Here is a 15,669-nt window from a genome sequence, read left to right as displayed (position 1 = left end):
TCAATGAGTAAATTTCCAGAGAATTTTTTATGGGGTGGCGCGATTGCTGCCAATCAAGCAGAAGGTGCTTATAACGAAGATGGTAAAGGATTGAGTGTGCAAGATGTTGCACCTCATGGTTGGAAAGACCGACCGACTGAGGTACCGACGGAGGACAATTTAAAACTTGTAGGAATTGATTTTTATCATCGCTATCAAGAAGATATCAAATTATTTGCTGAAATGGGCTTTAAGGTTTTCCGACTATCGATTGCTTGGTCAAGAATTTTTCCAAAAGGAGACGAAAAAGAGCCAAATGAAGCTGGCTTAGCTTTTTATGATAAGGTTTTTGATGAATGTGCAAAATATGGCATTGAACCATTAGTTACTTTGTCACATTATGAAATGCCGCTACACTTATCCAAGAGTTATGATGGCTGGCGCAACCGAAAAATGATTGATTTTTTTGAGCATTATGCACGTACAGTTTTAACCCGTTACAAAGACAAAGTAAAATATTGGTTGACATTTAATGAGATTAATTCAATTGGTCACGCGCCGCTATTAAGTGGAGGGATTTACACGCCATTGGCAGAATTGACTAAACAAGATATCTATCAAGCGATTCATCATGAGTTGGTTGCTAGTGCCAAAGCAGTGAAAGCTTGCCATGAGATTATTCCAAGGGGGCAAATTGGTTGTATGATCCTAGGAATGCCGGTTTATCCATTGACCCCCGCACCTAAAGATGTCTTGAAATCGTTAGCAACAGAAAGAGAAAACTATTATTTTTCCGATATTCAAGTTCGTGGGTACTACCCAACGTATACCAAGCGCTTCTTCAAAGAAAATGAGATTCAGTTAGAGATCACCAAAGATGATTTGGCTAGCTTAAAAGAAACAGTTGATTTTGTTTCCTTTAGTTATTATATGTCTACTTGTGAATCAGCAAATCCAGATAAAGAAACTGGTGAAGGCAATATTTTAGGTGGTGTTCCCAATCCTTACTTAAAAGCCAGTGAATGGGGTTGGCAAATCGATCCTGAAGGACTACGTTATTATCTAAATAATCTGTATGATCGCTATCAAAAACCAATTTTTATCGTGGAGAATGGTTTAGGAGCAATAGATGAATTAGTTGAAATGCCTGATGGGACAAAAACAGTGATTGATGACTATCGGATTCAATATATGAATGATCATTTAGTCCAAGTAGCGGAAGCAATCGAAGACGGAGTGGATATTATGGGATACACTTCATGGGGCTGTATCGATTTGGTCAGCTTTACGACTGCTGAATTGAAAAAAAGATATGGTTTAATCTATGTAGATCGTCATGATGACGGCAGTGGTACTTTGGCACGCTATAAAAAGAAAAGTTTTGATTGGTACAAAGAAGTTATCACAACAAATGGTGCTTCGTTAAAATAAAATGTAAACCGTGAGATGAAATGTTCAATTCTACCTCACGGTTTTTTTCAGCATTCAAATAAAAGAGACAATTTAAAATGAATACCTCCATTAAAAATTGAAAAAAACTATATTAACTCGTACAATATACAGATAATAAAGAAACGACAATACATAGAACAAATGAGGTAAAAAGATGATAACCCAACCAGTCAGTGTTTTACCTGGCGTAGGCGAAAAGCGCCAACAAGTCTTGGCGAGTCTGGGAATTTTCACTATTGAAGATTTGCTGACTTACTATCCTTTTCGCTATGAAGATATTCAAGAACGTAATTTATTAGAAATTAACGATCAAGAAAAGGTGACTTTAAAGGGTGTGGTTGTATCAGCACCGGTCGTTAGTCGTTTTGGCTATAAAAAAAGCCGGATGCAATTTCGCATGATGCAAGAGCATGCTGTCTTTAATGTGTCTTTTTTTAATCAAAGCTATTTAAAAGATAAAGTCGAAGTTGGTGAAGATATCGCCGTTTATGGTAAATGGGATGCGAAACGAAAATCATTAGCTGGCATGAAAATTTTAGCCAGTAAGCAAGAAGAAGATTTTGCCCCAATCTATCATGTGACGAAAGCGATTCGCCAAACGACTTTAATTGAATTAATCAAAGTGGCTTTTGAAAAATTTGGTAACCAAATCGAAGAAAATCTGCCGAATCATTTAATTGAGAAGTATCGCTTAATGCCAAGAAATGAAGCCGTTCGAGCGATGCATTTTCCTAAAGATCCAAAGGAAAATCAATTGGCGAAACGCCGGGTTGTTTTTGAAGAGTTTTTTATGTTCCAAATGAAAATGCAAGGTTTAAAACAAAAAGAACATAGTGAGAAAAATGGCATTAGCGTGTTGTATGATGTTGAACGGTTGAAAAATTTTACTCAAAGCCTGCCGTTTGAATTAACTGAGGCTCAAAAAAGAGTCACCAATGAAATTTGTCGTGATTTGCGCAGCCCAAGACATATGCAACGCTTGCTACAAGGAGATGTGGGGAGCGGGAAAACGGTGGTGGCAGCCATTGCTTTGTACGCTACCATGACCGCTGGTTTTCAAGGGGCTCTAATGGTACCAACAGAAATTTTGGCCCAGCAGCATTTAGAAAGTTTGAATCAATTATTTGATCCATTGGAAGTATCGATCGCATTACTAACTGGTTCAACCAAAGCTAGAGATCGGCGTGCGATTTTGACAGGCTTAGCCAATGGAGAAATTGATATTATTGTCGGTACCCATGCGTTAATTCAAAAAGATGTGGAATTTAGCAATCTTGGTCTAGTGATTACCGATGAACAGCATCGTTTTGGCGTGAATCAACGGAAAGTCTTGCGGGAAAAAGGCTGGCATCCAGATGTTCTATTCATGACAGCCACGCCGATTCCACGAACCTTAGCAATTACGGCTTATGGTGAGATGGATGTTTCTATCATTGACGAAATGCCTGCGGGAAGAATTCCAGTGAAAACTTCTTGGATTTCCCAAAAGCAATTTGATTCAACTTTAGATTGGGCCCAGGCTGAATTAAAAAAAGGCCACCAAATGTATGTTATCTGTCCTTTAATTGAAGAATCAGAAGCCTTAGATGTCAAAAACGCGACGGAAATTTATGAGCATTTAGCGGCTTATTATGCACCAGATTATAAAGTCAGCTTACTTCACGGCAAGATGAAAAATGCTGAAAAAGAAACAATTATGGAAGAATTTAAAGATGCTGGCAGTCAGATTTTAGTATCCACTACCGTAATCGAAGTTGGGGTCAATGTTCCTAATGCAACAGTCATGTTTATTATCGATGCTGATCGTTTTGGTCTGGCTCAGCTACATCAATTGCGGGGACGGGTTGGCCGTGGCTCCGATGCTTCTTATTGTATTTTAGTAGCCAATCCTAAAAATGAAATGGGTAAAGAACGAATGAAGATCATGACGGAAACCAATAATGGCTTTGTCTTGAGTGAAAAAGATTTAGAATTACGGGGACCAGGTGAAGTTTTTGGCTTCCGTCAATCAGGCTTGCCCCAATTTTTGATTGCTGATTTGGTGAATGATGCCAATATTTTAGAAGTGGCACGTGATGAAGCAATGGCGGTTTGGCAAATCAAGGATTGGCAAATTTTACCAGAGTTTTCTAGTCTAGCCAAAGTGGTTCAGCCAGATGCGGGTGAAACCTATTTCGATTAATGCTATACTGCTAAAGTAAACTTTTAAAGGAGCGATGTTTGAATGAAAATTGCAGTCGATGCAATGGGTGGCGATTTTGCCCCTAAAGCGATTGTTGAAGGCGTCATGTTAGCAAAACAAAAACATCCTGAAATTGAATTTCAATTATATGGAAAAGAAGACGCGATTCGAGAATTTATTACCGATGAAAAAAATATTACAATTATCCATACAGATGAAAAAATTAACTCTGACGACGAACCTGTTAAAGCCATTCGCCGGAAAAAGACCGCATCTATGGTCTTAGCGGCGCAAGCAGTCAAAGAAGGGAAAGCCGATGCGATTTTTTCTGCAGGAAATACTGGCGCTTTATTAGCGGCTGGCTTATTTATTGTTGGTCGTATCAAAAAAGTCGAGCGCCCTGGTTTGATGTCGACATTACCAGTTTTAGGTGAAGGTCCTGGTTTTGATATGTTAGATTTAGGAGCTAACGCTGAAAACAAACCAGAACATTTACATCAGTATGCTATTTTAGGTTCTTTTTATGCTAAACATGTTCGCAAAATTACCAATCCACGAGTGGGTTTATTAAATAATGGAACGGAAGAAACCAAAGGTAGTGAATTAACGAAAGAAGCCTATAAATTATTAAATGCCGAAGAAAGCATCAACTTTGTCGGTAATGTTGAAGCCCGTGATTTATTAGATGGTGTGGCTGATGTCGTAGTTACTGATGGCTTTACTGGCAATGCTGTCTTAAAAACCATTGAAGGCACAGCTTTAGGTTTAATGACTTTATTAAAAGGCAGTATCACTGACGCAGGTACCAAAGGAAAATTAGGTGCTTTAATGTTGAAAGATACTTTATATAGCTTAAAAGACAAATTGGACTACTCTAGTCATGGCGGGGCTGTTTTGTTTGGTTTAAAAGCACCAGTCATTAAAACTCACGGCTCTACTGGTCCTGAAGCAGTTGCAACTACAATTGATCAGATTGCAACCATGTTAGATACAAATGTGGTGGGTCAATTGGTTCAGTTCTTTGAAACAGAAGATCACCAGTAAAAACCGATGATTTCTAGTCAATTTGTCTGAAAAAGGTAGACAAACTAGATGAAACTCAGTAAAATAAACGTGACCTTCTAGGTGAACGCAAGATAAACAAGCGGAGGTGAATGTTCTTGACTCGTGAGGAAGCTTTTAATAAAGTAGCAGAAATTATTTCGAATCACTTTGAAATTGATAAAGAAAAAGTGACACCCGAATTGAGTATTAAAGATGACTTGAATGCAGATTCAATCAGTATCATGGAGTTCGTTTTAGAATTAGAAGACGAATTTGGCACAGAGATTTCTGATGAAGATGCAGAAAAAATCGAAACAGTAAGTGCAGCTGTAGATTATATCATGGCTAGCGAAAAAGCTTAATGGAACAACCGCGTGAGGATTTCACCTCACGCTTTTTTATTGTTTAAAAATACATAATTAAATTAAAACGATAACTTTTTATCGAAAAACGATAAATTTTTATTGACTTTCATTATTTGGTGGTTTATGCTTAGTTCATCAAATAAATGAAAGAGGTTGTTCAAATGAAAAAGGAAAGTTTATTTAAGGGATTGAAATGGTTATTTACAGGGTTGATGGTTGTAACGGGATTTGCAGTCAGCAGTATTTTGATGGTGGCAGTTTTATTACATGGTTTGGATGTTAGCCAATTTACAGTTGAAGGGGCTGAAGTATTTAGTTCACCAGTATTTACTGGTTTGATGGTTTTAAATTACAGTCTCTTCACAGCTATTTTTTACTTGGCTCGTCGTCTATTTAAAAACTTCCAGTTAGGTGAAATTTTCGGATTAGAAAACCAAAAATTAGCTAAAATTTTGGCAGGATTATTAGCCGTCTTAACTTTTACAAACGGTGTACCGGATCTAGCTTTTCATAGTTATACATTGAATCTAAACTATTTAATTATCGGGATTGTTATTTGGATTGTTGCAGAAAAATTCATTGCTGTTGAACAAACAAGCAAATTTGCATAGGAGGGATCGTCATGAATCGTGAAAAAATGGTCTTTAAAGCTTTGAAATGGTTATTTACCTTTTTCGTCGTAGGGATTGGCATTTCAATCGTAGGTACTGCATTTATGTTTATTGCTTTGCGGTTTATCAATGTAGAAAGTTTAGGCGTGACTGCTACTGAGATGGGCTTTGTTGATTCGCCGATTTTTCTAGGATTATTGATAATCAATTTAGTCTTAATCGGCTTGTTATTTTATTATGTACGAACTTTCTTTAAAAATTTAGAATTGGATCAAATCTTTGTGATACGTAATGTGAAAATGGCCAAGAAAATTAGTTTACTACTATTAATTTTAACCTTTACAAATGGGCTACCAGATCTATTTAAAGAAGCTTATACTTTAGAATTAACTTATTCACTGGCGGCAGCTATTATTTGGGCATTGAGTAAAATTTTAGAAAAAGCCAATATGATTGCCGAAGAAAATCAATTGACGATTTAGGAGGGTGCCGAATGATTCAAGTAAATTTAGACGTCATGCTAGCGAAACGTAAGATTTCTTCTGGTGAATTAGCTAAAAAAATCGGCATGACCAATGCCAACATATCGATTTTGAAAACAGGAAAAGCCAAAGCTATTCGCTTTTCAACGCTGAATGAAATTTGTAAAGTTTTAGCCTGTACACCAGGCGATATTTTAGAATATATAGAAGATGAAGCATAAGATCACCTAGTAAGATTTCGTTAAGAGATTTTACTAGGTGTTTTTAATTATTAAAAATTTAGCGCTTTTAGTAAAGATAAACAAACAATCTCGCTAAGTTCGTTTAAAAATAATTGAAAAAACAGTATAATGAAACATGAATCTGTAAAAAAAGGACTGTAAGCCAATGGATATCGGATTGATCAAAGAATTGAAAGAAAATTACCAAATCGTTTTTCATGATATAAATTTATTGGAACAAGCATTCACCCATTCTTCTTATGTCAATGAGCACCGCAATTTACAAATTTCTGATAACGAGCGTTTAGAATTTTTAGGCGATGCGGTATTAGAAATTCAAGTATCAGATTATTTATTTCGACAATATCCGAACTTGCCAGAAGGAAAATTAACCAGACTACGTTCGGCAATTGTACGAGAAGACAGTTTATCGAAATTTGCCAAAGAGTGTCATTTTGATAAATATGTGTTATTAGGCAAAGGAGAAGAAAATTCTGGTGGCCGTAACCGCGCTTCTTTATTATGTGATTTGTTTGAATCATTTTTGGGGTCATTGTATTTGGATCAAGGCTATGGGGCGGCATTAAAATTCATCGAAGCAGTCATTTTTCCTAAAGTTGCTGCCGGTGATTTTACTCGAGAATTAGATCATAAAACCAAATTGCAAGAAGTCTTACAAAAAAATGGCGATGTGTCGATTGAATATCGTTTAGTCGCTGAGGTTGGTCCTGCCCATGAACGAATTTTTAGTATTGAAGTCTACGCCAATGGCAATTTGATTGGCGCAGGTGAAGGAAAATCAAAAAAATTAGCTGAACAAGATGCTGCTGCTAAAGCCTTACAGGACTTGGAAGCTTAGGAGAGAAATACGTGCATTTAAAACGAATTGAAATCGCTGGATTTAAATCTTTTGCGGATCGGACAAAAATTGAATTTGAACCGGGTGTTACCGCGGTGATTGGGCCAAACGGCAGTGGGAAAAGTAATATTACTGAAGCCATTCGCTGGGTATTAGGTGAGCAATCTGCTAAGAGTCTGCGGGGCGGGAAGATGCCAGACATTATTTTTGCTGGATCAGAGACTCGTCAACAATTAAATATCGCTGAAGTGACGGTTATTTTAGATAATAGTGATCATTATTTGCCGTTAGATTTTAGTGAAGTCAGTGTCACTAGACGCTATCGTCGAACGGGAGAAAGTGATTTTTTCATCAATAAAAAAGCTTGTCGCTTGCGGGATATCCAAGAATTATTTATGGATTCTGGTTTAGGGAAAGAATCTTTTTCGATTATCTCACAAGGGAAGGTTGAAGCAATTTTTGCCAGTAAACCAGAAGATCGACGGGGAATTTTTGAAGAAGCAGCTGGTGTGTTGAAGTATAAGCAACGCAAGAAAAAAGCTGAGCAAAAATTATTTGAAACAGAAGACAATTTAAATCGAGTGGAAGACATCGTCTATGAGTTAGAAGAACAATTGACTCCTTTAGCAGCTCAAAGTGAGGCCGCTAAGGAGTTTTTAGTACTCAAAGAACAATTGCAAAATAAAGATGTTAGTTTGACGGTTGCCAGAATTCTGACTAGTAAAGAAACCTGGGAAGAAACAAAAACTGATTTTGAGGGTTTATCGGCTGAGATTGAACAAAAGAATACACTGATTCAATCGACTGAAAAACAATTGGGAGAGCTACGGCAAAATCGTGGTGTGCTAGACCAGCAATTAGAACAAGGTCAGCAACAATTACTACACCTAACAGAGAGCTTAAAACAAACAGAAGGCCAAAAAGAACTATTGTTGGAACGCTCAAAAAATGCTAAAAAATCTAGCAGTGAATATCAAGCTAGCTTAGCCCAAACCAATAGTAAAATAGAAGAAACCCAAAACCACATTCAACAATTGGAAACGGAACAGACTGAAAAATTGGTCGAACGCAATCAATTAGTCGAAGCTATCAAGATGAAAACAGCTGAGAGTGCCAAATATCAAAAGTCTACCAAAGAACTGATTGAAGATTTGCGAGGCAACTATGTTGAATTGATGCAAGAACAAGCCAATGTCAGCAATGATCTAAAATACTTGGAGCGTCAATATCAACAGGAAACGGCTAAAAATCAACAAAGTGCGACTCGATTTGAAAACTTGAAACAAGAATTGGCTGAATTAAAAGAGCAACAAGCTAATGCGCTAGAAAAAAGCGGACAGATGGAAGTTTTGCTGAAAACCCAACAAACAGACTATAAAGAATTATTGATGCGTAAAAATCAATTAGAGACGAACATTAAGCAAGAACAAAATACGATGTACGATTTGATGAGCCAAGTCCAACAAGCCAAAGCCCGTCAAAAAAGTATGCAAGAAATCAAAGAAAATTATAATGGTTTCTACCAAGGTGTTCGTAGTGTCCTGCAACATCGCAAGGATCTTTCTGGAATTGTTGGTGCAGTGGCAGAATTAATAGAAGTGCCAGACCAATATACTTTAGCGATTGAAACAGCTTTAGGGGCAGCCGCCCAACATATCGTGGTGGAAAATGAACACGACGCCCGCAATGGGATTACTTATTTAAAAGAACATCGTTTAGGTCGCGCGACTTTTTTACCATTGACGACGATTAAAGCCCGTAGTTTAGCCGTTAATCACAAAAGTAAAGGGGAAAATCTACCAGGATTTATTGGCACAGCTAGTAGTTTGGTAAAATTTGATGATCGGGTCAGTAATATTGTTGAAAACTTATTAGGTGGCATTGTGATTGCAGAGGATTTAACGAGTGCCAACCAAATTGCCCGTGCACTAAATTTTCAAGTCCGTGTGGTTTCTTTAACTGGTGATGTGATGAATGCTGGTGGTTCGATGACTGGTGGCGCAAATAAACAAGGCCGCAATAACCATTTATTTAGCCAAGGTCACGAATTAGAAAAACTTACGCAGCAAGCTGAAATGATTCAGCAAAAATTACAGGTCAAAGAAAAGAATGTCGCTGACTTGCAACAACAATTAGCTGATTTAAATCAAGCATTGGAAAACTTGCGAAATCAAGGAGAAGAAACCCGACTAGCTTTTCAAGAAGCACAAAATCTAGCGGAAAGCTTAACTAATGATTTCACTCGCTTAGAAAAAGAACAAAGCTTATTTGCTTATGAAGCCAAAGAGCTGGAAACTTTCCTGGCTGATTATGAAAAACAAAAAAAGGAACTAACAGCTAAACAAATTGATCTGAAAGCACAACAAACCAGTGTTGATCAAGAAATCAAACAGCTGAATGAAGAAAGTGATTTGCTGGAAGAAAAACGCCAAACTTTAGCGAGTGAGCTTAGTCAATTACAAGCCAATCAAGCGGTTTTAGCAGAACAAAGCAATCATTTAATGAGCCAAAAGAATCAATTAAATCAAAGCTTGATGGAATTGCAAACCGAGCAACAACGTTTAGAAAATCAAATCGCGGCTTTATCTGACGCTTCTTTAAATCATGAAGAAACCGATGAAAGCTTAGCCCAACGCTTGGCTGAATTTACGGAAAAGAAAAGCGCTTTGGAAACTGACTTGGCTGATTGGAAAACCAAACGACAAGCCATTCAACTGCAAGTGGATCAGTTGGATGAAGCCTTGACTACCAATAATCGCCTGCAAAAACAATTGCTAGCACAACAATCGCAAGTCGATGTGCAAAAGAACCGTTTGGAGTTGCAGTTAGATAATGAGTTGGCCTATTTGCAGGAAGAATATAATTTAACCTTCGAAGCAGCTGAAAATCAAGCTGATCAAATTGAGAATTTGGCTGAAGCTCAACAAACAGTGACACAATTGAAACGCAAGATTGAACAGTTAGGGCCAGTCAATTTAAATGCGATTGAACAATACGAACAAGTTTCAGAACGCTTTGACTTTTTGACGACGCAAAGAGATGATTTGCTATCGGCTAAAGAGCAGTTGTTTGAAACAATGGATGAAATGGACGATGAAGTGAAAAAACGCTTCTATCAAACATTCAAAGGTATTCGAGATAAATTCCAAGTAGTTTTCCCGAATATGTTTGGTGGTGGGAAAGCCGAATTAATTTTGACTGACCCTGATGATTTATTAAATACTGGTATCGAGATTGAAGCCCAACCGCCAGGAAAAAAATTGCAAAACTTATCTTTATTATCTGGTGGTGAACGTGCTTTAACAGCGATTGCTTTACTATTTTCGATTATCCAAGTGCGACCTGTACCTTTCTGTGTCTTAGATGAAGTCGAAGCGGCATTAGATGAAGCCAATGTTGCGCGATTTGGTCGTTATTTGCGAAACTTCCAGAATGATACTCAATTTATCGTTGTGACTCATCGTAAAGGTACGATGGAGGCGGCCGATGTTTTATATGGCGTGACGATGCAAGAGTCGGGTGTCTCTAAAATAATTTCTGTACGACTAGAAGAAGCCAATGAAGGTGGAAATTTTACCCCAAAGAAAGAGGAAGCTAAATGATTAAATTGATTGCGATTGACTTAGATGGGACATTGTTAACCAACGAAAAAACCATTTCGGAAAGAAATAAAATAGCACTGCTGAAAGCCAAAGAAAAAGGAGTTAAAGTCGTTTTATGTACTGGACGACCACTAGTTTCTGTCCAAAATTATTTGCAGGAATTAAACTTATTGGATGCCGAAGATTATTCGATTACTTATAATGGTGGCTTGGTGCAAGCGAATACTGGAGAAGTTTTGGGAAAAACCGCTTTTAGCTTAGCTGAAGTGAAAGATGTGATTGAATTATTGAAGAGTCTAGATTTACCGACGGATATTTTATCAGGCTCTTCTTCATTACAGATTGAAACTTCTAAAGATCATCCTTCAATTTATCCATCAATTAACCAATTTGTAACTTACTTTGATAAAAAGGAAGCTGACTTAACTGAAGAAATTTTATACAATAAGGTTCTTTCAGCAACGGAAGAAGATATCTTAAACAATAAAATTGCTAAAATTCCAGCCGCATATTATGATCGATATGAAATCTTTAAATCACGCCCAATTTTACTAGAATTTATGCCTAAAGGTGTGACTAAAGCTTTTGGTTTAAGTGTTTTAGGTAAAGAATTAGCGATTGAGGCCAGTGAAATGATGACCTTAGGTGATGAAGCCAATGATCTTTCGATGATTGAATACGCAGGACTTGGTGTAGCGATGGGAAATGCCACTGAAGAAGTCAAGAGTTTAGCGAATTATATTACTGGGACAAATCAAGCTGATGGTGTCGCCCAAGCAGTCGAAAAATTCGTCTTAAATTAAGGAGAGAATCAAGATGGGCTTATTTGATCGAATAAAAAATGCTTTTAAAGCAGAACAAGTAGAAAAACCTGAAGTAACAGAAGAAAATACACCAGTCGAAGAGGCTACAAATCAAACCTCTGAAGAAAATACAGTTATGCCAGAAGAGGTTGCAAGTAATGATGAAACTGAAAAATCTCTGACACAAGAAGCTTTAGAATTATCAGCGGAAAAAAATGCTGGTGCGGCAGAACCAGTAGTTCCAGATGAAAATCTGACAGAGACGGCAGGACCAATTGAAACAACTGAAGAAGTGAATGCAGAAAATGAAGCGATTGAATCAACAGAAACGCCATCAATTACAGAAGCGTTAGAATTATCAGCTGAAAAGAATGCTGGTGCGGCAGAACCAATAGCACCGGAAGCTGAGTCAGTAGAAACACTCGATAATGCAGAAATAACAGAAGCACCGAAGAAAACTTTTGTTGATGAAGTATTGGAAAGAGTTTCAGAAAAAAATGCTGATGAAGAACCCATTGTACCAATTGAAGAAACGGTTGAAGTTGAAGAAATGCCTGTCACGATGGCAGAGCAAGAAAATACAGCTGAGATTACTACTGACACAGAAATTGATTTGCCAGTTGAAACTGTTGCAGAAGCAAATAATCAACCAGAAATAGTCGAAGAAGCTGAAACAGCGGAAGAAATTCAAAATAAATACGACAAAGGTTTGGAAAAAACGCGTAAATCTTTTGGTCAACGGATGAATGAATTATTCGCTCGTTTCCGCCGTGTCGATGAAGAATTCTTCGAAGATTTAGAAGAAACTTTGATTGGCGCCGATGTTGGCTTTGATACGGCATTAAAATTAACTGATGCTTTGCGTCAAGAAGTTAAGTTGCAGAATGCTAAAAAGCCCGCACAAATTCAAAATGTCATTATTGAAAAGTTAGTGGATATTTATGAAGCAGAAGGCGTAGATGAAAATAACCAAATTAATTTGCAAACAGATCAATTAAGCGTGATTTTATTTGTTGGCGTCAACGGTACAGGTAAAACAACCAGTATCGGGAAATTAGCTCATCAATATAAAAATGAAGGCAAAAAGGTTTTACTAGCAGCGGCAGATACTTTCCGGGCTGGAGCGATTGACCAGTTAATTGTTTGGGGCGAACGCTCTGGAGTTGAAGTGGTTCGAGGGAAAGCGGGTGGCGATCCGGCAGCAGTTGTTTTTGATGCGGTCAATCAAGCCAAAAATGGCGATTACGATGTTCTATTGATTGATACAGCAGGTCGTTTGCAAAATAAAGTCAATTTGATGAACGAGTTGGAAAAAATCAAACGAGTGATCCAACGGGAAATTCCATCAGCTCCTCATGAAGTGCTATTGGTAGTTGATGCTACAACTGGTCAAAATGCATTGAGTCAAGCCCGTCAATTTAAAGAAACCACGGACTTAACTGGTTTGGTTTTAACAAAACTAGACGGGACTGCTAAAGGTGGGATTGTTTTAGCCATTCGTAATGAATTGCAATTACCGGTGAAATTAGTTGGATTAGGCGAAGGTATCAATGATTTAGAAGTCTTTAATCCTAATGATTTTGCGATAGGTTTATTTAAAGGATTATTACAAGCGGAATAAATTGAAGTCTTTCCCCTAAAAATTGGCCATTCTGTCCAGTTTTTAGGGGTTCTTCATTTGAACGAGAAATTTTAGGGTTTTAAGCAATTATTTTTTGATTCCTGAACTTTTTTTTATATAATGAGCGGGGGAGGAAGAATCCATGAATATTAAAAAAATGATGCAAGCAGATAAAGTGATTCCTTATTTACTGCAGGCACGTTTTGGCATTGAAAAAGAAAGCCAGCGTGTCAATTTAGCAGGTGAATTAGTCACATCAGATCATCCTAAGACTGTAGGTGATCGTTTGTTTCATCCGTATATCCAAACAGATTTTGCAGAAACACAATTAGAATTAGTGACACCAGTTGCCGAAAATATTACTGATGTACTGGCTTATTTAGAAGCGATCCATGATGTGACTCAAAGAAGTATGCCTGAAAATGAAATGATGTGGCCGTTATCAATGCCGCCAGCCTTACCAGAAAATGAAGATGAAATTGATATTGCCAAACTTTTCCGCCACGAGGATGTTTTATATCGTCGTTTTTTAGCGCGGGTTTATGGTAAAAGAAAACAAATGGTTAGCGGGATTCACTTTAATTTTGAATACGGTGAAGATTTAGTCAAGCAACTATATCGTCAACAAAATGAAGTAGTGACATTAGAAAAATTCAAAACAGAATTATATATGAAGATTGCCCGTAATTATTTGCATTATCGTTGGCTGGTTATTTATTTATTCGGCGCAAGCCCTTTAAGTGAAGCTCGTTATTTTTATGACGACGATCGTCCAGACGAGCCAGTCCGCAGTATTCGCAGTAGTCGTTTTGGCTATGTGAACAAGCCAGATGTGGTGGTTTCTTATGAAAGCTTAGAAAAATATAACGAAGACCTATTAGAAAATGTTGAGCGGGGACGTTTATCTGAAGAAAAAGAATACTACGCGCCGGTTCGTTTACGCGGTGGGGAGCGGGTTTCTGATTTAATTAATCACGGTATTCGTTATGTAGAGCTGCGCAATATTGACTTGAATCCATTTGATCGTATCGGAATTAACTATCAAGAAGTTGAGTTTTTACAATACTTTATGTTGTATTTATTGTGGACTGATGAAGGCGAAAATGCTGATAAATGGGTGGCAGAAGGTGCTGTCCGTAACGAAGAGGTCTCATTAGAACATCCTTTGAAAGAAACGACTTACTTAGCAGAAGGTCAAAAGATTTTTGCTGAGATGTTAGAGATGGCTGATATCTTAGATTTAGATCGTCAATTAATCGAAGAATTTGCGACTTGGTTAGAGCAGCCAGAGAAAACAATTGCCGCCCGAGTTTTAACGGCTGATAAAAAAGAGGGGCAAGCGGCTTTTGCCACTGACTTAGGAAAAAAATATTATGATCAGGCTTATGAAAAGCCTTATCAATTAACTGGTTTTTCCGAGATGGAGTTATCCACCCAAGCATTATTATTTGATGCGATTCAACAAGGGATTGGCGCAGAAGTGTTAGATCGTAGTGATCAATTTGTTCGTTTGCAACATGGCGACCATTATGAGTATGTAAAAAATGGCAATATGACTAGTCGTGATACGTATATTTCGCCGTTATTAATGGCCAATAAAACTGTTACTAAAATGGTCTTAGCTCAAGCAGGCTTCCGAGTGCCTCAAGGGGAAACCTTTAGCAGTTTAATGGAAGCTAGAAAAGCCTATCCAAAATTTGCCCAACAAGCTTTTGTGATAAAACCCAAATCAACCAATTATGGAATCGGGATCACTATTTTTAAAGGCGAAACAGCTTTGGCGGATTATCAAACTGGTTTAGCCTTGGCTTTTAAAGAAGATCAAGAAGTGATTGTTGAAGAATTTATGGTGGGAACAGAATACCGGTTCTTCGTAATTGATGGAGAGGTCACTGCTGTTTTATTGAGAATCCCAGCCAATGTCGTTGGTGATGGCAAAAAAACAGTTAAAGAATTAGTGACTGAAAAAAATCAAGATCCATTACGAGGCAGCGATCATCGGGCTCCTTTAGAAATTATTCAATTAGGCGAATTAGAACAGTTGATGCTGAAAGAACAAGGCATGACCATCCAAAGTGTCCCAGCTGAAGGTCAGCAAGTATTTTTACGGGAAAACTCTAATATCTCTACTGGTGGCGACTCGATCGATATCACTGATGAAGTCGATGAAAGTTACAAAAAAATTGCGGTTGATGCAGTAGCTGCTTTAGGAGCAAAAATTAGTGGGATTGATTTGATTATTCCAGATATTCATAAACCTTATGAAAATGAACAAGATTATGGAATTATCGAAGCAAACTTCAATCCAGCGATGCATATGCATATCTTCCCATACGCCGGACAAGGTCGCCGCTTGACTCAAGACGTGCTGACTTTACTCTATCCAGAAATGCAAATTAAACGCTAAAAAATGTGCCGTAAGTGATTTTTACACTTGCGGCACATTTT

Annotated in this window: 12 protein-coding genes; all 12 read left to right on the top strand. The window is 37.6% G+C overall.

Annotated elements, in window-relative coordinates:
* Positions 1–3: 3 nt before the first annotated feature.
* Entirely contained in the window at positions 4–1,410 is a 1,407-nt protein-coding gene (locus KUA55_RS11660) for a glycoside hydrolase family 1 protein (protein ID WP_218326493.1), read from the top strand.
* A gap of 175 nt (positions 1,411–1,585) precedes the next feature.
* Positions 1,586–3,613 carry an ATP-dependent DNA helicase RecG gene (gene recG / locus KUA55_RS11655; RefSeq protein ID WP_218326492.1) on the top strand — a complete coding sequence of 676 codons (2,028 nt, stop codon included), beginning with the start codon at positions 1,586–1,588 and terminating at the stop codon, positions 3,611–3,613.
* 42 nt (positions 3,614–3,655) lie between these two features.
* Positions 3,656–4,657 carry a phosphate acyltransferase PlsX gene (plsX, locus tag KUA55_RS11650; protein WP_218326491.1) on the top strand — a complete coding sequence of 334 codons (1,002 nt, stop codon included), beginning with the start codon at positions 3,656–3,658 and terminating at the stop codon, positions 4,655–4,657.
* Positions 4,658–4,773: 116 nt separating this feature from the next.
* Positions 4,774–5,019, top strand: coding sequence for an acyl carrier protein (gene acpP / locus KUA55_RS11645; RefSeq protein ID WP_281419031.1), 246 nt, complete (start codon positions 4,774–4,776; stop codon positions 5,017–5,019).
* Positions 5,020–5,183: 164 nt separating this feature from the next.
* Entirely contained in the window at positions 5,184–5,633 is a 450-nt protein-coding gene (locus tag KUA55_RS11640; protein WP_218326488.1) for a hypothetical protein, read from the top strand.
* 11 nt (positions 5,634–5,644) lie between these two features.
* Complete coding sequence (locus KUA55_RS11635) at positions 5,645–6,115, top strand: hypothetical protein (protein ID WP_218326487.1); 471 nt, start codon at positions 5,645–5,647, stop codon at positions 6,113–6,115.
* An 11-nt stretch (positions 6,116–6,126) separates the two neighbouring features.
* Positions 6,127–6,336, top strand: coding sequence for a helix-turn-helix domain-containing protein (locus tag KUA55_RS11630; protein WP_218326486.1), 210 nt, complete (start codon positions 6,127–6,129; stop codon positions 6,334–6,336).
* Positions 6,337–6,502: 166 nt separating this feature from the next.
* The gene (rnc, locus tag KUA55_RS11625; RefSeq protein WP_218326484.1) at positions 6,503–7,195 is read left to right on the top strand and encodes a ribonuclease III; all 693 of its coding nucleotides are present in this window, start codon (positions 6,503–6,505) and stop codon (positions 7,193–7,195) included.
* An 11-nt stretch (positions 7,196–7,206) separates the two neighbouring features.
* Entirely contained in the window at positions 7,207–10,797 is a 3,591-nt protein-coding gene (gene smc / locus KUA55_RS11620; protein WP_218326483.1) for a chromosome segregation protein SMC, read from the top strand.
* Positions 10,794–11,600 (top strand): Cof-type HAD-IIB family hydrolase, encoded by an 807-nt coding sequence (locus KUA55_RS11615; RefSeq protein ID WP_218326482.1) that lies wholly within the window; start codon positions 10,794–10,796, stop codon positions 11,598–11,600. Before smc ends, KUA55_RS11615 begins: the two co-directional genes overlap by 4 nt.
* Before the next feature lie 136 nt (positions 11,601–11,736).
* A complete protein-coding gene (ftsY, locus tag KUA55_RS11610; protein WP_218326726.1) occupies positions 11,737–13,221 on the top strand; it encodes a signal recognition particle-docking protein FtsY in 1,485 nt (494 codons plus the stop codon).
* A gap of 142 nt (positions 13,222–13,363) precedes the next feature.
* Positions 13,364–15,628, top strand: a complete 2,265-nt coding sequence (gene gshAB / locus KUA55_RS11605) for a bifunctional glutamate--cysteine ligase GshA/glutathione synthetase GshB (RefSeq protein ID WP_218326481.1) — start codon at positions 13,364–13,366, stop codon at positions 15,626–15,628.
* The last annotated feature ends 41 nt before the right edge of the window (positions 15,629–15,669 follow it).

This window comes from Enterococcus alishanensis, from assembly GCF_019218635.1.
Taxonomy (GTDB): Bacteria; Bacillota; Bacilli; order Lactobacillales; family Enterococcaceae; genus Enterococcus_A; species Enterococcus_A alishanensis.
Note: the sequence above shows the minus strand (reverse complement) of the source record. Positions and strands in the feature narration are given on the sequence as shown.